Below are 23,600 nucleotides of genomic sequence, written 5' to 3'. Positions count from 1 at the left end.
TCAGTGACGGACGAGGCGGCGGATGCTCCCGTCACCGTCGCATCCGATGATGATCGACCCGTCCTTGTCGATGGTCACCGACGACCGGCGACCGTCATCGGCCTGCAGGCGCGGCAGTCCGAGTGGAAGATCCACTGCAACCGCCTCGCGTCGCTCACCGTTGCGGCTCACACAGACGATCTGGCGCTCACCCGGATCTGCGACCACCACATAGTCTTCGGTGAGCGCCACGCCTTGCGGTCGTTTGAATCCATTCAGCGCCAGCGGTTCTCCGTCACCGAGAACGAGCACCGATCCTGCAGTCTCGTCACTGACGACGATTGCGCCGCTGAGTCCGGAAATCGCGGTGATCGTCGCGAGCCCCGACGACATTCGAGATACGACGGTGCCGTCCAGTTCCAGAACCACGACATCGCCGTGTCGCATACCGACCAACAACTGACCGTCACCGACACCAACAGCATTGACTCCGTCGGAATCCTGGCCGAAGTACTCGGAGTTCGCTCCATCGAGCGAACCGTAGATCTTGACCCACTCCCCCGAATCGTCCCGGCGGAACACTTCGCCGGCCTGGGTCAGCGCCACCAGGGTGCCCCCGACCTCGGCGATACCGACGGCAACAAACGGCTGGTCGAGTAGCAGTCGACTGATCCGCACGAGGTCGCCCTCGCTATCGACACGGCACACACTTCCATGGTCGGCAACAACAAAGCCTTCAGTGGCAGTGGCAATCTGGTAAGGACCCAGGAATGAACCTGCCGAAAGAACTTTGTCGAGCTCGCCGGTCTCCATCGAATACCGCGCCACACTGGCCTCCACAAAATTGGAGACGTAGATGTAGCCGCGTGTATCGATGTCGAAGTTGTCGACGCCCGGAGCGAGGCTGACCAACCTCGTCCAATCTCCGGTGTTCAGATCCACGGCTGTCACCTCACCGATACTTGCCTGGGTGACAACCAGCCGCCCGTCAGGTGCAAACTTGACCGCTGTCGGATGAGCGAGGCCTTCGACCACAGTCTCGATCGCGCCGGATTCAGGATCCACCGCCAGCACTGTTCCCGCAAACACCTGCGGCATATACAGTCTCCGGTCCGGACCCATTTCCAGGGCATTGAGCCAATCCAGGTTCTCGGCAATCACGCGAACCTTGTTGCGCTCGAACTTGTCGATCTCCAGGACCCGGCCGCCCTCGCGCATCTCGTCGACATACAGCTTGTCGGTCACAGGATCGACGGTGATGCCGTTCACGGCTGGGCATTCGTCGACCAGCACGAAGTACGTACCGTCGGCGCGCAGACCGGTGATTCGCCCGTTCATCGTTTCAGCGGCGTACACGGTCCCTTCGGAATCGAAGGCGATGTCGTCCGGGCCTCGGAGCTCAGAGCCCATCGGCGAAGCATTCGACAGGACGTCATTGTCCGCATCCCATGCTGAAAGATGTTCTCCGACAAGCTCCGAGATCCACAGCCTGCCGTCCGCATGAAGTCGCACGCCGTTCGCGCCGAACAACCGGGAAGGCTCCCGGACAGTCTCGATCGACCAACCGGTTGCCGCGCTCGGCGAAGTGTCCAGGTAGATGTCGAATCGAGAGACCTTGGCGTTACTCGAAGATTCACTCATCCGACATCCCCTAGACCACAGCGGCGGTGTCGGAGAATACGGCCTTGCGCTTCTGACGGAAGGCAAGCTCGCCCTCGGCCAGATCCTTGCTCAGAACGCACACGACCTGGGTGCGGTCCTCCATTGCCAATGCGGCCTCGAGGCTACCGATCTCCTGAGAAGCATTGAGTGCTTCCTTCGACATCCGCAGCGCCAAAGGCGCCTTGGCGGCGAGGATCTCAGCCAATTCCACGGCCTCGTCTACGACGTTGCCGGCACACACTCGGCTGACGAAACCGATACGTTCAGCCTCGTCGGCCTGCACGCGGCGACCGGTCATCAAGATCTCCGTTGCCCGGCCACCGATGATCCGCGGGAGAAAATAGCTGGCACCCATCTCCGAGACGGACTGGCCGATATTGATCTGTGCCGCAGAGAAATACGCCTCCGGAGCTGCCAACCTGATGTCACTTGCCATCGCGATCGAGAAGCCGCCACCGACAGCCGGCCCGTTGACGGCCGCGATCACCGGCTGGGGGATGCGGCGCAACTTGGCGATGACGCCGGAGTACCACGACTGAACGGCCGTCCAGTGCCGATTCGGGTCACCCTCGACACCCGTCGGGAAAACCTCGCCCGACAAGTCTGCACCCGAACAGAATCCACGGCCCGAGCCGGTGAGCACAACAACCTTGACGTCGTCGGCGCGCACCAATGCATCGAGCTCCTTGGTGAGTTCGATGATCAGGTCGGGGTTGAGAGCGTTCAGTCGACTGGGACGATTGAACGTAATCTGCTGAACTCCCGGAGCAGGCCTGGAAACGATAATTGGGCTATCAGCGGCCATGATAAGGACTCCAATCAGACGGCTAACGAGCCCTCGAAACCGTTGTTCGGCGCGGCTCGTTGCCTAGGGGGAAATTGGGATGGCGATCGCCCGGTTAACCGGTACCGGTTGTCACACAAAGCAATCGGCGCGATCAGAACACCACATGGTGCGATCGGCGCGGTCTGAGCATCGCACGAGATCGGACACGACACAAGTGATTGCAGAAATTCAATCTGCACACCAGAATCTGCTACGGTTCGTGATACACCACACATCAGTGGGGCAACTGTGATGTGCCCGCATCTGTCGGCGGCACATCATCCCTGCCCACATCCGTTTTTGGAGGACGTCATGAAACTGGGCCTGAACCTCGGATACTGGGGCTCCGGAAGAGATGACTGCCTTGATCTCGTAAAACTCGCAGAGGACGTGGGGTTCGATTGCGTGTGGTCCGGCGAGGCCTACGGGTCCGACGGTGTCACTCCCCTCGCCTGGCTGGCGGGCCAAACGTCCCGAATCGGGCTCGGCACAGCAGTTCTCGGAATTGCCGGCCGCTCCCCCGCACTCACCGCGCAGACCGCCGCCACCATGGACCATCTCTCCAACGGCCGATTCCGACTCGGTCTCGGTATGTCCGGACCGCAGGTCGTCGAAGGCTGGCACGGCATCCCCTACGGCAAGCCCCTGAAGCGAACCCGCGAGTACGTCGACGTAGTCCGCCAGGCGCTTCGCCGAGAGGCACCCCTCGAGCATCACGGCACGTACTACGACGTCCCCTACACGGGCAGCGACGGCACCGGCCTGGGCAAGCCGCTGAAGATGATCCTGCATCCCTACCGCGAGAACCTCCCGATCTATCTCGCGGCGATCGGGCCACGCAACATCGAACTGGCCTGCGACATTGCCGATGGATGGTTCCCCGTGTTCTTCTCGCCGCGCCGGTACGACGCCATCCTTCCTGCCGGGTTCACTCCTCGACCCGACTTCGACCTGTGCCCGATCCTCGATGTTGTGGTGGGAGACAACGCCGCCGAGTGCCGCGCCCAGGTCAAGCCGAGCATTGCGCTCTACGTCGGCGGAATGGGCGCTCGCGGAAAGAATTTTTACAACGACGTGGCGTGCCGATACGGCTACGCGGACGCAGCAGAGAAGATTCAAGACCTGTATCTGGCCGGACGCAAGGAAGAAGCGATTGCCGCGGTACCGGACGATCTCGTCGACGAAATCGCGCTGTGCGGACCGCCGGAACGCATCAAGGAATTGATTGAGCCGTGGACGTCCGCACCGATCACGTCCATGTCCCTCATGACCCGACAGCCCGAGGCCGTTCGCCTCATGGCCGACCTTCTCACTTAGGAGGATAATCGTGCAATTCGGTTTCACCCCAGAACAAGCCGCCCTCCGCGACGGCGTACGCCGCTTCCTCGACACCTCCGATCGGCAGCAGAATCGCCAGCTGGTCGACTCCGACCTCCCCTACGACACTGCAATGTGGCGCCGTGCAGCTGACGAACTCGGCTTGATGTCCGTACCGATTCCTGCCGAATTCGACGGTGCCGGTGGAGGAATGGTTGAACTCGCAATCATTTTGGAAGAGTTCGGGCAACGTCTCACGAGGTCCCCATTCCTCGCCACTGTCGGCCTTGCCTCGACAGCGCTGCTCGCGAGCGGCGACAGCACAGCCTGCGCTGAGTACCTTCCCCGCATCGCCAGCGGCGAGCTGATCGCCACTTTCGCACTCCCCGTCGGCGTCCATTCGATGGCACACCTTCCGGTCGACGCCAGTGATGACGGACGCCTGACCGGTGTCGCCGAAGCAGTCATCGACGCCGAGTCTGCAGATCTGCTCATCGTGCCGGCGCAAACGTCGTACGGCACCGACCTATTCGCTGTTCAGCGCGCCGACCTGGATATCCAGGCCGACGCTGCCGCTCCGGCCTACGACCTGGTTACCCGATCGAGCCGAATCCGATTCGACGACACCCCCGCCGTACGACTCGGCGCTCCGGACCCCGACAAGGTCGAGCGTGCGTTCGCACTTGCGATCATCGCATTGGCAGCCGAGCAGGTAGGCGGCGCTCAGGCGTGCCTCGACGACTGCGTCGAATACGCCAAGACCAGAACACAATTCGGACGTCCAATCGGATCGTTCCAGGCTATCAAGCACCGCTGCGCCGACGTTCTCGTCAAGGTCGAGGGAGCACGCTCCCTGCTGTACCACGCTGCCTGGTTGGCTGATCAAGGCGCGACCGAAGAACTTATTCTGGTGGCGGCGATGACGAAGGCGTGGTGTTCGGATACCTACGTGCTAGCCGCCGAGGCGAATCTCCTGACCCACGGCGGTATCGGGTTCACGTGGGAACACGATGCACACCTGCATTTCCGTAGATCCCGTAGCCGCGCACTGACACTCGGAAGCTCCGACGATCACCGCGATGCGGTTGCCGCTCGACTTCTGCTCGCTGAGACCCGCTAGGAGCACCCATGGATTTCTCTGATTCGCCGGATGACATCGCCTACCGGGAACGGGCCGCGGCGTGGCTTGCTGCCAATGCACCTGCCTTCGAAGAGCCGGAAACGGGAAGATTGAGCGTGTTCGGGTTTCGCTCGAGCACGGAATCCGTTTCTCACGTGGAACAGTCACTTGCCTGGCAGGCCCACAAGCACACAGAAGGCTGGGCGGGCATCGGCGTCGCGAAGGAGTACGGCGGCGCAGGCGGTAGCATCCCCCAAAAGCTCTTGTTCACCGAGGAAGAGGGCCGATACCGGCTACCACTCGATGCTCAGTCGGTCACGATGGGAATGGTCGTGCCGACCCTTGCCCAGTGGGGAACCTCCGAGCAGCGCGAGCGGTACCTCCTGCCACTCCTGTCCGGCCGACAACTGTCGTGCCAGCTGTTCTCCGAGCCTGACGCCGGATCCGACCTTGCCGCCATCCGAACCACCGCACGCAAGACCGCCGACGGCTGGGTGATCAACGGGCAGAAGATCTGGACGTCGTACGCTCAGTACGCATCCTTCGGCTACCTCCTCGCCCGCAGCGAGGACGCCCCTCGGCATCATGGTCTGACCGCGTTTCTCATCGACCTGAAGCAACCGGGAGTCACGGTTCGACCGCTGAAGCAGGCAACGGGGGCGCATACCTTCAACGAAGTCTTCTTCGATGACGCGGTGGTCCCGGATGACGCGGTCCTTGGCAAGCCGGGCCAGGGTTGGGCAGTAGCGATGAGCACCCTGATGGCCGAGCGCTACTCACTCGAACCGGAAATGGTTGGCGCGCAACCACTGCTGGAGCTTCTGCGCACCACCGACTATCCCGTAGACCCGACGATCAACCGACAGTTTGCCGACGTGTACACGATCCAGCACATCCTCGGCATCCTGAAGCTCCGACTGCGCACTGCGGCCGGCGAAGGCCGCGCACCGGGACCGGAGGGATCGATCACGAAGTTGCTCTCGACCGACGGACAGTACCTCGCGGCAGACACCGCGATACGTGCCCTCGGTCCGTCCGGGGTCCTCGCGAACCCGTGGACCGAATTGCTCACGGGCGCCCTCGGGATGCGCATTGGCGGCGGAACCGACGAGATCATGAAAAACGCTATAGCAGAACGGGTTTTGGGGCTTCCCCGCGAACCACGACCCCAACAGCAGTGAGAAAGGTCCTCGATAATGACCAGTGATGTGACCAGCCCCCGCAAGCTCCGCGCAGTTGCGATAGTAGGCAGCCTTCGAGCTGATTCCTACAATCAGTTGTTGCTGGACAACGTCATCCGCTTAAGCCCGGATGATCTGGAGATTTACCAGTTCCCCCGGTTTGCGGAAATTCCGTTGTTCAACGAGGACCAGGCCCGTCTGGGCCCGCCCGACGCCGTGGCCGAACTCCAGGCTGCAGTTCGCGCTGCCGACGCTCTGGTCATCGCGACGCCGGAGTACAACTACGGCGTACCCGGAGTGCTCAAGAATGCACTCGACTGGATCTCGATGCCACCCGGAAACTCCGGACTCGAGGGCAAGCCGATCGCCCTCGTGGGCGCATCGCCGAGCATCTTGGGTACGGCACGCGCGCAATCCCAACTGCGCCAGTCGTTTGTGGCAACGGATTCCCACGTAGTGAACAGTCCGGAGGTCTTTGTCACCCGCGCGCACACCCGATTCGAAGCCGGTGTTCTCACCGACCCGGGTGCCACGAAACTCATTGGGCGCCTGCTCGATAACCTTGTGCAACTGATTCGCATGGTCGACCCCGCCGACGTGCGACTCACCGAGCCGGTAGCCGCACGTTGAGCGGACCCCTGGCCGGGATTCGCGTGTTGGAACTGCAAGGCATGGGTCCGTTGCCTTTTGTCGGCATGCTGCTCTCGGATCTCGGCGCGGACGTTGTCCGCATTGATCGTGTCGGCCCCCGTACCGAGTCGCTCGTCGAGCACGAACCTGTTGCCCGAGGCCGACGCTCGGTGGCGCTCGATCTCAAGAATCCTGCGGGGGTGGAGACTCTCTTACGTCTGTGTGAGAGTGCAGATGCGTTGATCGAAGGCTTCCGTCCTGGCGTTGCAGAACGGCTAGGCATCGGCCCGGCAGCCTGCGCAGCGCGCAACCCGCGCCTGGTCTACGGCCGGATGACGGGCTGGGGCCAAGAAGGCCCGCTGGCCCAGACCGCCGGTCACGACATCAACTACATCGCACTTGCCGGCGCCCTCCACGGCATCGGTCCACGCGACCGGCCGGTCCCGCCCGGCAATGTGGTCGGCGACTTCGCCGGGGGCGGAATGCTTCTCGCTCTGGGCGTGGTGAGCGCATTGCTCGAGGCCAAGTCGTCCGGCCAGGGCCAAGTGATCGACGCTGCCATCGTGGACGGAGCTGCGCTCCTCACCACAGCGATGCACGAACTCATCAGCTCGGGGGAATGGTCCGAGGAGCGCGGCTCCAACGTCTTGGACGGCGGCGCCGCCTACTACGACGTATATGAGACAGCCGACCACCGATTTGTCACGATCGGCGCTCTCGAATCTCGGTTCTACGACGATCTGTGCACGCGTCTGGGTGTAGTTCTCGACCGCTCCGACGAAGCCTCGGCCCGCGCCGGGTTCGCCGAACTGTTTGCCGGCCGCACTCAGCAAGAGTGGTGCGATCTGCTCGAAGGCACCGATGCCTGCTTTGCGCCGGTGCTCACGCCGACGGAGGCCACCAAGCATCCAGCGAACCTAGCGCGAGATGTCTTCGTCGAGGTCGGCGGTGTCATCCAGCCGGCTCCGGCCCCCCGGTTCTCCCGGACGCCTTCTCCCATCCCCGTGCCCGGCGTTGGTCCAGGCACGAATACCCGTGCAGTTCTCAGCGATTGGGGCCTCGGTACTGCGGAGATCGACGGCCTACTCGCGACCGGAGCTGTCAGCCAGCGCGTCTAGTACCTGCATATGAAGGAGAACACTGAATGACCGACAAGACCTTCACCGCCGATGATCGTGCGGCAATCATCGAGACCTGCACGAAGATGACCTATTTCATCGACGAGCGCCAGTGGTCCGAACTCCACACGGTGTTCACCGAATCCATCACCCTCGACTACGGCGACCTTTTCGGTGGCCCTCCGACAGACACTCCCCGCGCGGTGTACGTCAAGAACGCCGAGCGCCTGCTCGGCAATCTGGATGCGACCCAGCACCTCGTGTCCGGGCACATGGTGAGCGGCTCCGGCGACGAAGCCCGGTGCATCTCCCAGGTAGTGGCAGTTCACGTGAAGCCCAACAACTCCGGGGATTCCATGTGGACCTCCGGCGGCCAGTACGACATGCGTCTACAGCGCTGCGAAGACGGATGGCGAATCAGCGCGGTGCGCGCAATCCAGCGCTGGTGCACCGGCAATCGCGAGGTACTAAGGCTGGGCAAGCTCAACGTCTAGGTGCATTTGCACCTGGACGCCGGATTACAACTCGAACTCAGAGACACACTCAGACAGTCTGCAAAGGAGAGAAACGTTGACCAACACGGAATTCGAACTCGGTGGAGTATGTCACCTTGCCCTCGTCTGTGAGGACATGGAGCGCACCGTCGACTTCTACACCAACATCCTGGGTATGAAGCTGGCGAAGACCGTCGCACTACCCGACGGCGGCCAGCATTTCTTCTTCGATATGGGCGCGGGCCAGTACTTGGCATTCTTCTGGTTCCGCAATGCGCCGAAACGCGCTCCCGGAATCGCCTCGGCGGCAAACATTCCCGGCCTCAGCTTCGAATTCGAGACTGCCCACGCGTCGATGAATCATGTGTCGTTCAAGATCCCGGTCGACAAATTCGACGAGTACAAGGCGAAGCTCGAGTCCAAGGGCATCGTGACCGGTCCGTTGCTGAACCACGACGACAGTGAACGCGGCGTCACGCGAGACGTACACGAAGGAACTTACGTTCGGTCGATCTACTTCTTCGATCCCGACGGCGTTCTCTTGGAGTTCGCTGCCTGGACGCGAGAGCTGCGCGAAGGCGACGTCGCCCACGCGCCGGTCAACAAGTACGGAGTCCCGTCGACCAGCATGAGCTGACGATCCAAGTGGTCAGTGCATCAGGATATTTGCACGCCAGATAAGACCTGAGCCGCAGGGCCTGAACCCGTTAGCACCGGGCTCAGGCCCTGGAGCTTGGTGGAGCCCACTTCCAGCCGAAATCCGGAACTCACCGCACTGACCGTCCAGCCCGGTGCCGACTCGGTTAGCTCGGCTGGTATGTAGCCGACTCGGTGCAGTATCTGTGCGGCTTCGCATTTCGGGTCGAGGCCGAACACTCGCATCTGTCCCGACGTCGGCCGGTACAGTCCGAGCAGAATCCGGATTGTTGTGGTCTTTCCGGCGCCGTTTGGGCCGAGGAATCCGAATACCTCGCCCGGCTCGATGTCGAATTCGACGTCGATGATCCCCCCGGCGAACACCGAACTTCCGGGTGAGGTGCTCGACGCTGACGATCGGTGTCCCGCTCGTGGCCACTCTCGAATGTGGTTCCCGAATCACGCTTCGCGGTGCAGGCACACGACCTACAGAGTGGGGTCGCCAGCGGAGCAGTGAGCTTCCCGGCCAACGGGACACACCCCACACGGCGGTGATGCAGATCACTATCATGTGGGATGTTTGCACATCCCGGTGCCGGAAGGAACATCGATGAACCTGAACACCCTGCTTTCGGAACGCGAGATCTCTCGCGCGGTCACCCGTTTTGCACGGGCGATGGACGACCGCGACTGGTCCGTGCTGCATGAAATCCTGCTGCCCGACGCGACCGCAGACCTGGGCACCGGAACGCTGCACGGCCCCGCCGAAGTGGTGGCGTTGATCCGATCGTTCCTCGACCACTGCGGGCCAACCCAACACATGCTGGGCAACCAGTTGATCGACGTCGACGGCAGCTCCGCCGTCAGTCGCACCTACGTGAGCGACATGCACCTCGGGGTCGGCGAGCACGAGGGCCTGACCTTCTCGACCCTCGGCGACTATGACGACCAGTGGGCACGGGTCGACGGTGTCTGGCGAATGAGTCACCGTACCAAGCGAATGAGCGGCACGAGAGGCTCGATCGAGGTGCTCCAACCTCAATCGACTGGCCGGGTTGCACCCAACTATCCCACCACCGACGTCGAAGCGATTATGCAGCTCAAAGCTCGCTACTTCCGTCTGATGGACACCAAAGACTGGGACGGATTGGCTGCCGTGTTCACCGAGGACGTCCTGATCGACATGATCGAATCCGGCGGTGCGATCACTCGTTCAGTGGACGAGTACATGCCATTCCTGCGTGCCAGCATCGAAGACGTCACCACCGTTCACCACGGCCATACGCCTGAGATCGCTCTCACCTCCCCGACTACCGCAACGGGCCTGTGGGCGATGGAAGACAACCTGTGGTGGCCTGACGGAGGTCCGATCGGCAATCTACGTGGCTACGGCCATTACCACGAGGAGTACCGCAAGACCCACAACGGCTGGCAGATTGCGTCCATGCGCCTGAGCAGGCTGCGTACCGACGTCACATCGGCCTGACTCGTCTGCCCCAGAAGTTGGACTGAGACACGCAGTTCCAACTTCCGGGGAGCAGTTTTTACGAACAGTTCGCGCTCAGCCGAGCCTGGATACCTCGTGACGCCACGCGGCTCCCAGGTTGAGGCCGGAGCCCAGGTTCGGCAAGTCAGCCAAGTCCTGGGCGCTGATCGGGCTCAGCGTGCCGCCTGCCGAGACGATGGTCAACGACAACGACGCGATCGTGTCGACCGAGATGGCGCGAAGCACCGCTTCCTGTACCGAAGTACCGGTGGAGGTGAGGCCGTGTCCGCGCATGAGAACCACGGGCCGGTCCCCCAGGGAATTAGCGACATCGTCACCGAGGCCGGCGTTGTGAATCAAAGCGGCCCGGGGGAATACGGGCACTCCCCCGTGAGCCAGGACGGCTCCCGGAATGTCGTAGGCGCCCACGATGGGCAAGATCGGCAGGCCGGCAAGATCGGCGGCCACAACATTGGCCGGGTGCGCGTGCACCACGGACATGACATCGGGGCGAGCAACGAGCACCCGACTGTGGAGCGGCAGTTCGTACGGCACGGTGTAGCCGTCGAGTTCACCGGGAGCGCCTGCTTCGCCGGTCAATTCGACCAACCGAATATCTTTCGCCGTCGTGTGCGCCAACCCGCGCTCTTGCGCGCCGCGGCACCGAACCAGCAGCTTCGTCTCGTCGATCCGGTAGCTGATGTGCCCGAGAATACCGGGCGCTAGTTGGCGAGCCGCCAAAACGCGGCAGCCTTCCGCAACCAGTTCGCGCAGTTCATTCAGTTCCGCAGACATCATCGCTTCACCGCCGGGGTAGAAAGTTGCGTATGCACCGCATCGGCGGGGCCGCCGGCAGCGATAGTCCGCCGGAGCTGAACCGACGCTTTGGGCCAGTTGACAGTAAATCCGCCACTTGCCCGGCCGTCGGAGTCCTGCCAGATCGCTGCCAATCGCAGTGGATCGGATTGCTCCACCACTAGCGGATCAGCCGTGGTGTCGCGGGTTCCGAACAACTGAATCTTCCAGTTGTACTGATCGCTCCACACATAGGCCACCGGATCGTGCGCCTGTAGATCATCGGGGTGAACAATATTGTGGGCCACCGTGTTTGCCTGCTCGACAGCGTTGGTCCAGTGCTCGACGCGCGCCGATTTGTCGAGCCGCGGTTGGTACCACTTCGAGATGTCACCAACGGCGTGAATGTGTGTGAACGTGGGCGTGCGGCCGTATTCGTCGCACACGACACCGTCGTCGAGTGTCAGGCCCGAGGACTCCAACCACCCGACATCGAGAACTGCACCAATTCCCACAACAACGGCGTCGACGGGGAATTCGGAGCCGTCGGAGAGCTGTGCCCGCAGACCTCCGTCAACGCGATCGAGTGTGCTGACCGTGGTACCGAACTTCGTCTCGACACCATTGGTCCGGTGCAGATCCGAAAGTCGTTCTCCCAATCCATCTCCGACAATACGAGCCATCGGGATGGGCGCCGGATCAACGATCGTGACTTCGATGCCTTGCTTACGTGCAAGTGAGGCCACCTCCGCACCGATAAACCCAGCACCGACGACGAGGAGACGGCTCGCACCCTGAAGGCTCTCACGCAGCGCGCGAGCGTCGGCAAGAGTGCGGAGTACATGCACACCAGGACCGGTCCACGGCGAGGGACGAGCAGCGGCGCCGGTAGCGATCACCAGCTCGTCGTAGTCGAGAACTACGCCGTCAGCGAGCACCAGCTGGTTGGTCTGCGCACGCAATTCGACTGCGACACTGCCTAACACCAGCTCGATGCCGAGCTCACGCGCCTCCTCGGCGGTGAGCAGCGGAACGTGTGCGTCGCCGTCGAGTGGCACTTTCGACAGCGGCGGCTTGTCGTACGGCAGATGCGACTCGGCCTCGACTACCGTTACAGCCCCGGCGTAGCCCTCATTACGCAACGCCCGGGCCGTACGGATTCCGCCGACGGAGCCGCCGACGATAAGAACCCCGCCGCTCACTCGTCCTCCAGCCAGAGGGCGTTGGCGGGGCAGCTCTTCGCCGCGGTCTCGACCCGCTGGCGGTCGGACTCGTCCACGCGGGCCTTGAGCAGCACCACCAGGCCGTCGTCGTCCATGTCGTAGACGTCGTCCGCCGCGACCACACAGTTTGCATAGCCTTGGCACAGGTCGAGATTCGCTTTGAGGATTGCCATTGAGGATTCTTCTTTCGGTAGGTCGCGTGGTGCGACTCTTAAACTTTGATGCCCATTCCGCCGTCCGAATGAACGACGCGGCCGGAAATGCCACGTGATCGGTCGGAGGCGAGGAATACGTAACTCCACGCATGGTCGATGCCGGAGAGGGCGACTCCCAACGGGTTTCGGCCGGCGAGTTCCTTCGCGCGGTCCGGTCCGTCGAGCCGATTCTCAGTCAGACCCAACGTCGCGAGCCCACTCAGATCGGTGTTCAGCGTGCCGCCGGGGGCGACGCCGTTGACACGGATGTCCGGCGCCAGCTCGTAGGCGAGGGTGGTTACCAATCCCCGGACAGCGAATTTGGATGCGACATAAAGGGTTCCACCACGACCTGGGTAGTAGGCCGACGTCGACTCGGTGAGCACGATGGAACCGCCCGACTCACGCAGCGCGGGCGTCGCGGCCTTGACACTGTGCAGGTGCGATTTGACGTTGATGGCAAATATTTCGTCGAATGCCTGGTCCAGCAAGTCGGCATCGATGCTCTCGAGCTTGCGGTAGAAGTCGAAGACACCGACGCAGTTCACCAGAATGTCCAGTCCACCAAAGCGATCCACGACTGCAGCGACCGCAGCCTGGTTCGCGGCAGCCTTGGTGGCGTCGCCCTGGACAACCTCGACCTCGGGGTGCTCGGCCGCGAGGGCCTCGCACTTGGCCGCGTCGAGCTCGAGAACACCGACGCTGGCGCCCTCGGCAAGGAAGGCGTCGACGACACCGCGCCCGATGCCCGAGCCGGCCCCGACGATAAGCGCACGCTTACCGTCGAGCCAGGCGGTCACGAAGCGTCCTCGGTGTCGAGGAGCGACTGGAACGGTTTCCCGACCATCGCGGACAGTGTCGTCTCGTTCTGCCACGTCAGAGCCTCGAGCTCGAGAGCGTCGAGAGTGATCCACTGACCGGACTTCGGTGATTCGATAAGCAGCCGAACGCCGTTGCGGGTGTGGACCTTCGAGATCCGCATATCTGCGAACTCGTTTGCGATGACGATGGTTTCACCGTCGCGCTGGTCCTGCAGCACGCCGAGCCGTGAGTTGGCCAGGGCTGCCGCGGCGGCGTCCTCGGCCTCGCCTTCCCAACCGAGCTTCACAGGAACACTGCCAGATTCTGCATGCGCAGCACGGACTCGTCGGCGGCGATGTGCCGACGGGCCAGACGCCAGACGCCGTCCTCGAGACGCAGCAGGTCAACGCGACCAACCGAGAGCAGCGAGGGCTCCAGCACGTCGCCGCGACTGCGGAACAACAGGACTGCCGACTCGACGACGAGCTCGTTCTCGTTCTCCGTCGCGAAAGTGCGGACGTTGGACAGGTGGTGGCGCAGTCGCGACGGGGGATCCTCGGCCCACGCGTGGCCGGTATCGAAACGCGCGACGCGGCGACTCAACGAGTACTTGTCCTCGTCGAAGTGCGCCATGTCCTTGGCCGTGTCGTAGCCGGTACCCAGCGCCGTCGTGACGCGGATCGGCATGAAGTAGTGGATGTCCTCGGCAAGCGTTTCCAGCCAGGCGTCGTAGTCCTGCCGGTCGAGGATGTATGTCTCCTCCACGAGCCAGCGGTGCGCTGTCAGGTGCCGCTGATCGTCGAACGCCAGCGATGGGCCCACGGCCGCGGTCTTCGACGCGTCCTGTCCGAGAGGCGAACTCGCGGAGTCGATGGGGATGTAGGTGCTCATGGTTACGCCTCCGCCTTCTCGCTGCTGCACTGCGCTGCCGTCTCACTGCTGCACTCACCATCGACATTGGGAGCACCGACGTGGATGTTCTCCGTCACGGGCGCCGGCTTCTCCAGGTAGTCGGCCCACTCGTTGAGTAGGTGCCGCTGGTTGTATTCGCCGTAGCCGACATGTGCGACGCCGGGACCGCAGAACTCGTCCTCGGTCAAGGGCTGCACTACCGGGCTGTCGTCGTGCAGCATGCCCATGCGGCCGTTGAGCAGCAGTCGACGGGCCATCGAGCCGCCGGCCGTGTTGGTCAGGGAAACCCAGTTCTCGACGTCATCCTGCTCGAACATGCCGCTCGAGCCGAAGCACATCAGGTAGGCCTTGTAGGAGAGCTTCTTGAACTCCTCCGGGGCTTCCTTGTCGACGACGAACCACGAGAGCACCTCGGTCTCGTCGGCGCTGATGGGCTGCCACTGGCGGATAGAGATGAAGGGCAGGACGTCGTCGCCTTCAGCGACCTTCGGCCAGTTGTGGACCAGGCTGATGTTCGGGAAGACAGATGCAGCCGAGATCATGAAGCCGTCGCGTCCGATGACGTCGACCTGCTCCTGGGACCACTGCTCCTTCATACGCTCGATCATCTCGTCGGGGTAGCCGACGTAGCTCATCTTCTCTTCGAAGGTTCCCGGAGGCAGCTTGTACGTGGTGCCGCCGCCCTTGCCGGCCCAGTACGTGTTGCCGTCCTTGCGCTTCTCCGCCTTCGGCTCGCGGAACAGGCCGATCTCGACGACGGAAGTGTGGGTCTGCGGCGTGTGGTACATGTCGCCGGCGAAGTTCTCGGCGCCGATCTTCCAGTTCGCCTTGACTCGCCAACGCTGCGGTCCGCGGATCTCGACGCCGCTGGCGCTCTGCTTCGTGTAGTAGTCGAGGTAGAACTTGAAGTCGCCGAGGAAGTCCTCCAGCGGCTCGGCGTCCGGGTCCATCGATACGAAGATCAGCCCGTTGTAGATGCCCAGACTGGGCGCGGGCAGCAGTCGCTGACCCTTGCGCGCGAAGCCTTCCTCGCCGCCGTAGGCCTCCTTGTGGAACGGCATGCCGACAATGCGGCCATCGTTCTTGTAGGACCAGCCGTGGTACGGGCACCGGAAGTGCGAGGCATTGCCCTGCTCGGCGCGGCACACCTGCATACCGCGGTGCAGGCACATGTTGAACATCGCGTGAATCTCGCCGGACTGGTCACGGCTGACGATGAACGAGTTCTCCATAACGCGGCGTACGACGTAGTCGCCGACCTGCGGCAACTCCGACTCGTGCGCAACGAACATCCATGCGCGGCTGAACAGTCGCTCCTTCTCGGCCTCGAAGACCTCTGCGTCGTTGTAGATGTGCGCAGGGAGCATGCCTCTTCGGACGTTCGCAATAACGTCATCCGCGTCACGCATGAGAAGCCTCATTTCGATAGTTTTCTGATGTACAGAAAGTTATTCTGCTTTCAGGAAGGGTCGATGTCAACCATCAGTTTTGTTCCGGCGCACCGAGTAGAGTCTCCGCAGAGAAGAATCAGTATCTGTAAAGCAGAGAAATCGAAGGCGGCTGAGTTTCCTGCTCCACGAAAAATAGCCACCGCACACTTACGTGCACGGTGGCTTCACACACTTACTTCCACGCCGCTTCACCACCCGGATCGCCAGGCCTGAGACGCGCGGTGAGGCTGTGGGGATTGCGAGAATCCCCCCAACTCACAAGACGTCCGCGAGTTCCTTGAGCAGCGCAGCCTTGCCCTTGGCGCCGACGATCGTCTTGATCGGCTTGCCGCCCTTGAACAGGATCAACGTCGGAATCGACATCACCTGGAAGTCGCGGGCCGACGCCGGGTTGGCGTCGATGTCGAGCTTGGCGATGGTCAGCTTGTCGCTGTTCTCACCGGCAATTTCCTCGAGCACCGGAGCGACCATCTTGCACGGGCCGCACCAGGTTGCCCAGAAGTCGACCAGAACGGGCTTGTCACTGCCCAGAACGTCCTGCTTGAACGAATCGTCGGTGATGGTGACGGTATTCGACACGATTACTCCTCGAAAGTGGTGAACGAGCTGCGGTCAGAAATCAGGGTGCGCCGACGACATCGACGGCATGACCGGCGGCGTCGAGGGTGTTGGCGGTGATGTCGCCGCGATCGGCCAGCCAACGTTCGGCGTCGATGGCGGCGGAACATCCGGTGCCGGCAGCGGTGATGGCCTGACGGTACGTGTGATCGACCAGGTCACCGGCCGCGAAGACACCGTCGACGGAGGTGGCCGTGGAACCGGGGGCGACGCGGACGTAGCCGGCGTCGTCGAGATCGACCTGGCCCTTGACGAGTTCACTGCGCGGATCGTGGCCGATGGCGACGAACATGCCCGTGATGGCGAGGGTGGAGGTTTCGCCGGTGACGGTGTCGCGGACCTTCAGGCCGGTGACACTGTTCTCGCCCAACACTTCGAGGGGTTCGGTGTTGATCAGGAACCGGATCTTCTCGTTCGCCTTGGCGCGTTCGAGCATGATGCGCGAGGCCCGGAACTCTTCGCGGCGGTGCACCAGGGTGACGGAGCGGGCGAAGCGGGTGAGGAAGGTGGCTTCTTCCATGGCGGAGTCGCCGCCGCCGACGACGACGATGTCCTGGTCGCGGAAGAAGAACCCGTCGCAGGTGGCGCAGGCGCTGACGCCGCGGCCGAGCAGGCGTTCTTCGCCGTCGATGCCGAGGTAACGGGCTGCGGCGCCCATGGCCAGGATGATCGCGTGGGCGGCGTAGGTTTCGCCGTTGGCGACGACGGTTTTGATCGGCTGGCGCAGGTCGATTTCGTCGACGTCTTCGGTGCGGATGTCGGTGTCGAAGCGCAGGGCTTGTTCGCGCATCTGTTCCATGAGGTCGGGGCCCATGATTCCTTCGCGGAATCCGGGGAAGTTTTCGACTTCGGTGGTGGTCATGAGGGCGCCGCCGAACTGGGTTCCCTCGAAGAGGAGGGGCTGGAGCTCGGCGCGCGCGGTGTAGACACCTGCGGTGTATCCGGCGGGGCCGGAACCGACAATGATGACGTCATGGACCGTTGACGGAGTGGTCATGCGAGCCTCTTTCACAGGGCAAATGGGAAGCTCGGGCGATCGCCCGATATCGACGGAGCCGCGACCTCGACGATCAGGGCCTACAGGCGGGATTTGACATCGGCACATTGGACCTGACTGATCCGGACAGCCGAACAGGTTGCCTAGCAAGACCATTCGGATACCGGGGGGTGCCAACACGCTCCCGAATGAACAGTGCCCGACTTCCTAGAGTCACTTGGCTGTCTATAGTTACGCATAATACCTCCATAGCGATCGCTAAGTAAATTCATCACTACGCGAGACATTGCAGGGCAATCCCGACTCCCTCAGACAGGACGACAAGAACTCTCATGATCTCAACAGCATTCACGGAAACGTTCGGCGTTCGCCACCCCATCGTGCAGGGCGGCATGCAATGGGTAGGACGAGCGGAACTCGTTGCCGCCGTTGCCAATGCCGGCGCACTCGGATTCATCACTGCACTGACCCAGCCCACACCGGCCGACCTGTCGAATGAAATTGCCCGATGCCGCGATCTCACAGATCAGCCATTTGGAGTCAACCTCACGATCCTTCCCTCCATCACTCCGCCCCCGTACGACGAATACCGCCAGGTGATCATCGACTCAGGAGTGAAGATCGTCGAAACCGCAGGCTCCAACCCCGGACCGCACCTGCCCATGTTCCACGACGCCGGAATCAAAGTTCTGCACAAATGCACCACCGTGCGTCACGCAGTGAAGGCTCAGGATCTCGGAGTCGACGGCATCAGCATCGACGGCTTCGAATGCGCCGGCCACCCCGGCGAGGACGACGTAGCCGGACTGGTCTTGATCCCCGCAGCGGCAGAGAAAATCTCGATTCCGATGGTCGCGTCGGGTGGATTCGCCGACGCCCGAGGACTCGTGGCCGCGCTGGCCCTCGGCGCCGATGGCATCAACATGGGCACACGCTTCATGTGCACCGCGGAATCCCCGATTCACCAGAACATCAAGGAAGCAATCGTCGCCGCCGACGAAACACATACCGAACTCATCTTCAGACCACTTCGAAACACCGCGCGTGTCGCAAGCAATACCGTAAGCCGCGAAGTTGTCGAAATACTCTCACGCGGAGGACAATTCGAAGATGTTCGGGAACTCGTCGCCGGCGCTCGCGGGCGCACCGTCTACGAAAAGGGCGACCCTGACGCAGGCATCTGGACCGTCGGCACCTCGCAGGGCCTCATCCACGACATCCCCACCGTCAACGAGTTGGTGCAGCGCATCATGTCCGAAGCCGAGGACATCATCGGCGCACGACTGCGCTCGATGACCGAAAGCATCTCGGTCTAGAACAGGCAGGTCGACAACGCCGTCCTTTTCGTCAACGACGGAGACCTGCCTCAACTGCAGTGAGGTGGACACCGTCCACCATCGTGATGACAGTCGCACCAAGTGTGCGTATTGTGAACCCAAGTACGTATTGCGAACAGAAACCGAACGACGAGGTTCCCCATGTTGCATCTACCGCCGCGGTACCAGCGGCCGACTGGCGTCAATGCCCCGGCCGATTTCGCGGACTACAAGACCACCTCTCTGCGCCACCCCAAGCAACCGCTGAAGCTGCTCCCCCAGCGCCTCACGGAACTGACCGGGCCGGTATTCGGCGAGGACCGCGTCGGCGCGGGCGAAAATGATCTGACCATCGCCAACGGCGGCGAAGCACAGGGCCAGCGCATCGTGGTTCACGGCCGTGTTCTCGACGGTGACGGCAAGCCCGTCCCCCACACACTGCTCGAGGTGTGGCAGGCCAACGCCGGCGGACGCTACCGCCACACCGGCGACAACTGGCCCGCTCCGCTCGACCCGTTCTTCAACGGTCTCGGTCGCTGCGTGACTGATGCAAACGGGCACTACTCGTTTACGACCGTCAAGCCCGGCGCCTACCCGTGGATGAACCACGACAACGCCTGGCGTCCCGCACACATCCACTTCTCGTTGTTCGGCACTGCCTTTACCCAGCGCCTCGTCACTCAGATGTACTTCCCGGACGATCCGATGTTCTTCCAGGACCCGATCTACAACGCGGTTCCCGAAGAGGCACGCCACCGTATGGTCAGCGTCTTCGACTACGACGCCACCGTCCCCAACTGGGCTCTGGGATTCCGCTTCGACATCGTCCTGCGCGGGCGCAATGCATCCGTATTCGAGAACGAGGAAGATCACGATGACTGAGAAGCCGGCACCCATCTACCCGGTTGTACCTGGAGATTTCACCACGACCCCCTTCGGCGTGACCCCTTCGCAGACCGTCGGACCTTACTGGCACATCGGCCTGCCGTGGACCGATGGCCCGGATGCAGCTCCCGAAGGCGCCGACGGCCGAATCACGCTGGCCATCACCGTTATCGACGGCAGCCGTGCCCCCATCTCCGACGTCATGATCGAGACGTGGCAGGCCGACGCACTCGGACGCTTCAACCATCCCGATGATCCGCGCGGCGTCGTGGAGCTCACTCCGGCCGGCTTCCGCGGGTTTGCCCGCAGCGCAGCCGATTCCACCGGAACGGCCCTGGTTAATACCGTCAAGCCCGGCGCGCTTCCTACCGAATCCGAGGTGGAGGAAGCTCCACACGTCAACGTCTCGGTATTCGCCCGCGGCATGCTCGACCGTCTTGTCACTCGGCTCTACTTCCCCGAAGACACTGACGCGCATGCGGTTGATCCTGTGCTGAGCTCGTTGACCGAACGCGAACGCGCGAAGTTGGTGGCTACCAAAGTCGACGGTGGGTACTCCTGGACGGTCTATGTTCAGGATGCCAACGCAGACGGCGTCGAGACGCCGTTCTTCGAACTGTAAGAGGAGTGCACATGCCCACCCGCGGCGACTTGTTCGATCCGGTGTTCGGAGCCAATAAGGTGGCCGAGCACCTGTCCGACCAGGCCTGGGTCACGGCCTTGCTCGACGTGGAGGCCGCGCTGAGTTGCGCAGCCGCCACGCTCGGGTTGGCCGACGGTGAGCACTGCGCTGCCGTAGCTTCGGCTGCTGCGGAGTTGTCACAGCCCGGCGGCCTCGACATCGCGGCGTTGGGGCGCGCCTCTGCTGCCGGCGGAAATCCCGTTATTCCGCTGGTGAAGATTCTGCGCGAGAGAGCGGCGCTAGCCGGGGTCCCCGGCAAGGTTGTGCATCCAGGCGCTACCAGCCAGGACATCATGGACAGCGCACTGATGTTGTTGGCACGACGGGCCGGTTCTGTCGTGCTCGCAGATCTGACCCGGGCCGCCGACGCCGCAGCACACCTCGCCCGGACCTACCGATCCACGCCGATGGTAGCGAGAACCCTGGGCCAACAAGCACTTCCGACTACCTTCGGCTTGCTCGCAACCAGTTGGTTCACTGCACTCGACTCTGCGGCTGCCCGACTCGACGCCGTATTGTCGACGCTTCCCGTTCAATTCGGCGGCGCGGCAGGCACACTCGCCGCGTCGTATCCAGACGGTCTCACCCTGGCCGACGCGTTTGCCGACGAGCTCGGGCTGGCCCGGCAGGTTGTGCCGTGGCATACCGATCGCGTGACCATCGCCGAGTTGGCCACCGCCCTGGGCATTGTGGCCGGCGCAGTATCCAAGCCCGCTACCGACATCACCACCATGGCCTCCACCGAGTTGTCCGAGGTAGCCGAAAATGCTCCCGGTGGTTCGTCTGCCATGCCGCACAAGCAGAATCCCGTCGCCGCAATCACCGCGCGCGCCGCAGCGAGACGCGTTCCCGCATTGGTCGCCACCGCCCTGTCCAATATGGACCATGAGTTCGCACGGGCGGCTGGTCCCTGGCATGCCGAGTGGGAAACCGTCACCGATCTCCTCCGACTGGCCGGCGGCGCAGCACACCAACTGTCGGTCAGTCTCACCGGCCTGCAGGTACATACCGATGCAATGGCACGCAATCTCGACATCACCGACGGCTTGATCCTGGCGGAGCGTGTCACCAAAGCGCTCTCGGCGCACACCGACCGTGCACGTGACATCGTTACTGCTGCAGCCGCTTCCGGCACTCGCCTGGATCAGGATCCGGCAATTACCGAACATCTGAACCTCGCCGAGCTTTCCGAACTTCTTGATCCAGCACACTATCTAGGCCACGCCACCGATCTGGTCGACAGAGCCCTGGCGGGGCGCCCCACAGGAGATTCACGATGAGCGTCGCCCTCAACTTTCAGCAGTCCGGCAATCCGGCGGCTCCCGCAGTGATCCTCCTCGGATCGCTCGGCTCCAATCTCTCCATGTGGCAGCCGCAGATTCATGCACTGTCGAATCGGTTCCGGGTCATTGCCGTCGATCATCGTGGCCACGGCCAGTCGCCGGTGCCGGCCGGTCCGTACACCGTCGCGGACCTCGGTGGGGACGTCATCGCGCTGCTCGATTCCCTCGAACTCGAGTCGGCGCATCTGGTCGGGCTCTCCCTCGGCGGCGCCGTCAGCCAATGGATTGCCGCGCACCACCCCACTCGCGTCGATACTCTGACCTTGCTCTGCACGTCGTCGCAGTTCGCCCCCGCCCAGCCGTGGATCGACCGCGCCGAGGCTGTGCGCACCGACGGGATTGCGTCAATCGCTGAGGCCGTAGTGGGACGCTGGTTCACCGCCGGTCTTACCGAGCAGGATCCCGAGTTGGTCGCTCGCCATATCGCGATGGTCAAAGCAACACCCGACGAGGGTTACGCCGCCTGCTGCGAAGCACTCTCGACCTGGGACGGCCGTGCCGACCTCGCCCGCATCGTGGCTCCGACGCTCCTCATCGCCGGCGAGCAGGACGTCGCTACTCCCCCGGCCACGGTGGCGGCAATCGCCGACGGTATCGCCGATTCCGTGATGCACGTCGTCAACCCTGGCGCGCATCTCGCTAGCGTCGAGCAGGCCGGACGCGTCACCAAACTCATTGCTGCGCATATTACTTCGAATACACCGGCTGTAGCTCAGCGCAGCGCAACCATCGAGGCCGGGATGACCGTCCGTCGTCAGGTCCTCGGCGACGCTCACGTCGATCGGTCCATCGCCGGGTCCACCGAGTTCACCGCACCGTTCCAGGATTTCATCACCCGCACGGCGTGGGGTGACATCTGGTCGCGCCCCGGCCTCGATCACCACACCCGCCGACTGCTCACGTTGGCGATCCTCACCGCTGTCGGTAACGAGCACGAACTCGACATGCACATCCGCGCCGCACTGCGTGCCGGGACAGATCCTGACGAACTCGTGGAAGTATTTCTCCATACCGCGGTCTACGCGGGCGTGCCGAACAGCAATCAGGCTTTTGCGCTGGGAAAGCAGGCCCTCGCCGATCTCACGCCGAAGCCCGAGGAGAACACCACATCATGAGCGAGAACGAGCAGTCGCCGGGACCGTCAACCGACTACGTCCAGTCGCTGGCCCGCGGACTGTCCGTCATCAAGGCGTTTGACGCCGAGAATCCGCGTCAAACGCTCAGTGATGTTGCCCGGCACACGGATCTCACACGTGCCACTGCGCGTCGGTTCCTGCTCACTCTCGTCGAACTCGAGTACGTTCGTACGGATGGTTCGGTGTTCTGGCTGACACCGCGCGTACTCGAACTCGGCTACAGCTACCTCTCCAGTTTGTCCCTGCCCGAAATCGCGGGCCCACATCTGGAAGCGTTGTCTGCCAAGGTCCGTGAATCGACCTCCGTGTCCATCCTCGACGGCGACGACGTCGTGTATGTGGCTCGTGTTCCGGTCAGTCGCATCATGACAGTCTCGATCACCATCGGCACTCGCTTCCCCGCCTACGCCACGTCCATGGGTCGCGTATTGCTCGCCGGGCTATCCGACGCCGCACTCGATGCGTACCTGACTCGGGTTTCCTTTACACGGCTCACCGGTAAGACTGTCTCCACTGCTGTAGGCCTGCGCGCCGAGCTGCAGAAGATCCGTGCCGACGGCTTCGCCGTAGTTGACCAGGAACTCGAAGAAGGATTGCGTTCGCTCGCCGCTCCCATTCGAGATGCAACCGGCGACGTGGTTGCGGCAGTGAACATCTCGACCCAGGCCGCTCGATACTCCGCCGAAGCCGTTCTCACCGAATTGGTGCCGGCAGCCCTCGCGACGGCGGATGCCATTTCCGTCGACCTCGGCCGCACCCAGTCCTCGAACAATCCCTCGACCGCGACTCGCTGATCGA

General features: G+C 62.8%; 26 protein-coding genes. 14 read left to right on the top strand and 12 right to left on the bottom strand.

What is annotated here, in order from left to right:
* Positions 1-1,620 (bottom strand): hypothetical protein, encoded by a 1,620-nt coding sequence (locus tag BDB13_RS09100; RefSeq protein ID WP_094271350.1) that lies wholly within the window; start codon positions 1,618-1,620, stop codon positions 1-3.
* Between the two features lie 10 nt (positions 1,621-1,630).
* A complete protein-coding gene (locus BDB13_RS09095; protein ID WP_094271349.1) occupies positions 1,631-2,446 on the bottom strand; it encodes an enoyl-CoA hydratase/isomerase family protein in 816 nt (271 codons plus the stop codon).
* 333 nt (positions 2,447-2,779) lie between these two features.
* Between BDB13_RS09095 and BDB13_RS09090 the strand changes: the two genes are divergently transcribed.
* From BDB13_RS09090 to BDB13_RS09060, 7 genes are all read left to right on the top strand, one after another.
* Positions 2,780-3,784, top strand: coding sequence for an LLM class F420-dependent oxidoreductase (locus tag BDB13_RS09090; protein WP_094271348.1), 1,005 nt, complete (start codon positions 2,780-2,782; stop codon positions 3,782-3,784).
* Between the two features lie 10 nt (positions 3,785-3,794).
* Positions 3,795-4,904: an acyl-CoA dehydrogenase family protein gene (locus BDB13_RS09085; RefSeq protein ID WP_094271347.1), complete on the top strand. Its 1,110-nt coding sequence runs from the start codon at positions 3,795-3,797 to the stop codon at positions 4,902-4,904.
* Positions 4,905-4,912: 8 nt separating this feature from the next.
* Positions 4,913-6,085 (top strand): acyl-CoA dehydrogenase family protein, encoded by a 1,173-nt coding sequence (locus BDB13_RS09080; RefSeq protein WP_094271346.1) that lies wholly within the window; start codon positions 4,913-4,915, stop codon positions 6,083-6,085.
* 15 nt (positions 6,086-6,100) lie between these two features.
* Positions 6,101-6,715, top strand: a complete 615-nt coding sequence (locus tag BDB13_RS09075; protein WP_094271345.1) for an NADPH-dependent FMN reductase — start codon at positions 6,101-6,103, stop codon at positions 6,713-6,715.
* A complete protein-coding gene (locus tag BDB13_RS09070; RefSeq protein WP_094271344.1) occupies positions 6,712-7,833 on the top strand; it encodes a CaiB/BaiF CoA transferase family protein in 1,122 nt (373 codons plus the stop codon). Before BDB13_RS09075 ends, BDB13_RS09070 begins: the two co-directional genes overlap by 4 nt.
* 26 nt (positions 7,834-7,859) lie before the next feature.
* The gene (locus tag BDB13_RS09065) at positions 7,860-8,327 is read left to right on the top strand and encodes a nuclear transport factor 2 family protein (RefSeq protein ID WP_094271343.1); all 468 of its coding nucleotides are present in this window, start codon (positions 7,860-7,862) and stop codon (positions 8,325-8,327) included.
* Positions 8,328-8,403: 76 nt separating this feature from the next.
* Positions 8,404-8,964: a VOC family protein gene (locus BDB13_RS09060; protein ID WP_254922765.1), complete on the top strand. Its 561-nt coding sequence runs from the start codon at positions 8,404-8,406 to the stop codon at positions 8,962-8,964.
* 20 nt (positions 8,965-8,984) lie between these two features.
* Here the strand turns inward: BDB13_RS09060 and BDB13_RS33495 are convergent, their stop codons facing one another.
* On the bottom strand, positions 8,985-9,347 hold the full coding sequence (locus BDB13_RS33495) for an ATP-binding cassette domain-containing protein (protein ID WP_303396281.1): 363 nt from the start codon (positions 9,345-9,347) through the stop codon (positions 8,985-8,987).
* 226 nt (positions 9,348-9,573) lie between these two features.
* Between BDB13_RS33495 and BDB13_RS33560 the strand changes: the two genes are divergently transcribed.
* A complete protein-coding gene (locus tag BDB13_RS33560) occupies positions 9,574-10,449 on the top strand; it encodes a nuclear transport factor 2 family protein (protein WP_094271341.1) in 876 nt (291 codons plus the stop codon).
* Between the two features lie 75 nt (positions 10,450-10,524).
* Here BDB13_RS33560 and BDB13_RS09045 read toward each other — a convergent pair whose 3' ends face one another.
* The 9 genes from BDB13_RS09045 to trxB form a co-directional block, all read right to left on the bottom strand.
* Positions 10,525-11,244, bottom strand: coding sequence for a class II aldolase/adducin family protein (locus BDB13_RS09045; RefSeq protein ID WP_206041709.1), 720 nt, complete (start codon positions 11,242-11,244; stop codon positions 10,525-10,527).
* Positions 11,244-12,446 (bottom strand): NAD(P)/FAD-dependent oxidoreductase, encoded by a 1,203-nt coding sequence (locus tag BDB13_RS09040; protein ID WP_094271339.1) that lies wholly within the window; start codon positions 12,444-12,446, stop codon positions 11,244-11,246. Before BDB13_RS09040 ends, BDB13_RS09045 begins: the two co-directional genes overlap by 1 nt.
* Positions 12,443-12,640, bottom strand: a complete 198-nt coding sequence (locus BDB13_RS09035) for a ferredoxin (RefSeq protein WP_094271338.1) — start codon at positions 12,638-12,640, stop codon at positions 12,443-12,445. Before BDB13_RS09035 ends, BDB13_RS09040 begins: the two co-directional genes overlap by 4 nt.
* 38 nt (positions 12,641-12,678) lie before the next feature.
* Positions 12,679-13,461: a 3-(cis-5,6-dihydroxycyclohexa-1,3-dien-1-yl)propanoate dehydrogenase gene (gene hcaB, locus BDB13_RS09030; RefSeq protein WP_094271337.1), complete on the bottom strand. Its 783-nt coding sequence runs from the start codon at positions 13,459-13,461 to the stop codon at positions 12,679-12,681.
* The gene (locus BDB13_RS09025) at positions 13,458-13,769 is read right to left on the bottom strand and encodes a hypothetical protein (protein ID WP_094271336.1); all 312 of its coding nucleotides are present in this window, start codon (positions 13,767-13,769) and stop codon (positions 13,458-13,460) included. Before BDB13_RS09025 ends, hcaB begins: the two co-directional genes overlap by 4 nt.
* Positions 13,766-14,353, bottom strand: a complete 588-nt coding sequence (locus BDB13_RS09020) for a 3-phenylpropionate/cinnamic acid dioxygenase subunit beta (RefSeq protein ID WP_094271335.1) — start codon at positions 14,351-14,353, stop codon at positions 13,766-13,768. Before BDB13_RS09020 ends, BDB13_RS09025 begins: the two co-directional genes overlap by 4 nt.
* Before the next feature lie 2 nt (positions 14,354-14,355).
* A complete protein-coding gene (locus BDB13_RS09015) occupies positions 14,356-15,783 on the bottom strand; it encodes an aromatic ring-hydroxylating oxygenase subunit alpha (RefSeq protein WP_254922764.1) in 1,428 nt (475 codons plus the stop codon).
* A 297-nt stretch (positions 15,784-16,080) separates the two neighbouring features.
* Entirely contained in the window at positions 16,081-16,404 is a 324-nt protein-coding gene (gene trxA / locus BDB13_RS09010; RefSeq protein WP_094270576.1) for a thioredoxin, read from the bottom strand.
* 40 nt (positions 16,405-16,444) lie between these two features.
* Positions 16,445-17,440, bottom strand: a complete 996-nt coding sequence (gene trxB / locus BDB13_RS09005) for a thioredoxin-disulfide reductase (protein ID WP_094270575.1) — start codon at positions 17,438-17,440, stop codon at positions 16,445-16,447.
* Positions 17,441-17,772: 332 nt separating this feature from the next.
* Here trxB and BDB13_RS09000 point away from each other — a divergent pair, with 332 nt between their 5' ends.
* From BDB13_RS09000 to BDB13_RS08975, 6 genes are all read left to right on the top strand, one after another.
* Complete coding sequence (locus BDB13_RS09000) at positions 17,773-18,756, top strand: NAD(P)H-dependent flavin oxidoreductase (protein ID WP_094271334.1); 984 nt, start codon at positions 17,773-17,775, stop codon at positions 18,754-18,756.
* A gap of 162 nt (positions 18,757-18,918) precedes the next feature.
* The gene (pcaH, locus tag BDB13_RS08995; protein WP_094271333.1) at positions 18,919-19,638 is read left to right on the top strand and encodes a protocatechuate 3,4-dioxygenase subunit beta; all 720 of its coding nucleotides are present in this window, start codon (positions 18,919-18,921) and stop codon (positions 19,636-19,638) included.
* Positions 19,631-20,263 carry a protocatechuate 3,4-dioxygenase subunit alpha gene (pcaG, locus tag BDB13_RS08990; RefSeq protein ID WP_094271332.1) on the top strand — a complete coding sequence of 211 codons (633 nt, stop codon included), beginning with the start codon at positions 19,631-19,633 and terminating at the stop codon, positions 20,261-20,263. Before pcaH ends, pcaG begins: the two co-directional genes overlap by 8 nt.
* 11 nt (positions 20,264-20,274) lie before the next feature.
* Positions 20,275-21,603: a 3-carboxy-cis,cis-muconate cycloisomerase gene (gene pcaB / locus BDB13_RS08985; RefSeq protein WP_094271331.1), complete on the top strand. Its 1,329-nt coding sequence runs from the start codon at positions 20,275-20,277 to the stop codon at positions 21,601-21,603.
* Positions 21,600-22,781 carry a bifunctional 3-oxoadipate enol-lactonase/4-carboxymuconolactone decarboxylase PcaDC gene (gene pcaDC, locus BDB13_RS08980; RefSeq protein WP_094271330.1) on the top strand — a complete coding sequence of 394 codons (1,182 nt, stop codon included), beginning with the start codon at positions 21,600-21,602 and terminating at the stop codon, positions 22,779-22,781. Before pcaB ends, pcaDC begins: the two co-directional genes overlap by 4 nt.
* Positions 22,778-23,596, top strand: coding sequence for an IclR family transcriptional regulator domain-containing protein (locus tag BDB13_RS08975; protein ID WP_094271329.1), 819 nt, complete (start codon positions 22,778-22,780; stop codon positions 23,594-23,596). Before pcaDC ends, BDB13_RS08975 begins: the two co-directional genes overlap by 4 nt.
* Positions 23,597-23,600 lie beyond the last annotated feature (4 nt).

It is taken from the genome of Rhodococcus sp. OK302, assembly GCF_002245895.1.
GTDB lineage: Bacteria > Actinomycetota > Actinomycetes > Mycobacteriales > Mycobacteriaceae > Rhodococcus_F.
This window is presented reverse-complemented; position numbering and strand designations above follow the sequence as displayed.

What these genes read in the sequence shown, in the direction of transcription:
- BDB13_RS09100 (WP_094271350.1), bottom strand. Translation starts at nt 1,620, where the DNA reads ATGAGTGAATCTTCGAGTAACGCCAAGGTCTCTCGATTCGACATCTAC.
- BDB13_RS09095 (WP_094271349.1), bottom strand. Translation starts at nt 2,446, where the DNA reads ATGGCCGCTGATAGCCCAATTATCGTTTCCAGGCCTGCTCCGGGAGTT.
- BDB13_RS09090 (WP_094271348.1), top strand. Translation starts at nt 2,780, where the DNA reads ATGAAACTGGGCCTGAACCTCGGATACTGGGGCTCCGGAAGAGATGAC.
- BDB13_RS09080 (WP_094271346.1), top strand. Translation starts at nt 4,913, where the DNA reads ATGGATTTCTCTGATTCGCCGGATGACATCGCCTACCGGGAACGGGCC.
- BDB13_RS09075 (WP_094271345.1), top strand. Translation starts at nt 6,101, where the DNA reads ATGACCAGTGATGTGACCAGCCCCCGCAAGCTCCGCGCAGTTGCGATA.
- BDB13_RS09065 (WP_094271343.1), top strand. Translation starts at nt 7,860, where the DNA reads ATGACCGACAAGACCTTCACCGCCGATGATCGTGCGGCAATCATCGAG.
- BDB13_RS33560 (WP_094271341.1), top strand. Translation starts at nt 9,574, where the DNA reads ATGAACCTGAACACCCTGCTTTCGGAACGCGAGATCTCTCGCGCGGTC.
- BDB13_RS09045 (WP_206041709.1), bottom strand. Translation starts at nt 11,244, where the DNA reads ATGTCTGCGGAACTGAATGAACTGCGCGAACTGGTTGCGGAAGGCTGC.
- BDB13_RS09035 (WP_094271338.1), bottom strand. Translation starts at nt 12,640, where the DNA reads ATGGCAATCCTCAAAGCGAATCTCGACCTGTGCCAAGGCTATGCAAAC.
- BDB13_RS09020 (WP_094271335.1), bottom strand. Translation starts at nt 14,353, where the DNA reads ATGAGCACCTACATCCCCATCGACTCCGCGAGTTCGCCTCTCGGACAG.
- BDB13_RS09015 (WP_254922764.1), bottom strand. Translation starts at nt 15,783, where the DNA reads ATGCGTGACGCGGATGACGTTATTGCGAACGTCCGAAGAGGCATGCTC.
- trxB (WP_094270575.1), bottom strand. Translation starts at nt 17,440, where the DNA reads ATGACCACTCCGTCAACGGTCCATGACGTCATCATTGTCGGTTCCGGC.
- BDB13_RS09000 (WP_094271334.1), top strand. Translation starts at nt 17,773, where the DNA reads ATGATCTCAACAGCATTCACGGAAACGTTCGGCGTTCGCCACCCCATC.
- pcaH (WP_094271333.1), top strand. Translation starts at nt 18,919, where the DNA reads ATGTTGCATCTACCGCCGCGGTACCAGCGGCCGACTGGCGTCAATGCC.
- pcaG (WP_094271332.1), top strand. Translation starts at nt 19,631, where the DNA reads ATGACTGAGAAGCCGGCACCCATCTACCCGGTTGTACCTGGAGATTTC.
- pcaB (WP_094271331.1), top strand. Translation starts at nt 20,275, where the DNA reads ATGCCCACCCGCGGCGACTTGTTCGATCCGGTGTTCGGAGCCAATAAG.
- pcaDC (WP_094271330.1), top strand. Translation starts at nt 21,600, where the DNA reads ATGAGCGTCGCCCTCAACTTTCAGCAGTCCGGCAATCCGGCGGCTCCC.
- BDB13_RS08975 (WP_094271329.1), top strand. Translation starts at nt 22,778, where the DNA reads ATGAGCGAGAACGAGCAGTCGCCGGGACCGTCAACCGACTACGTCCAG.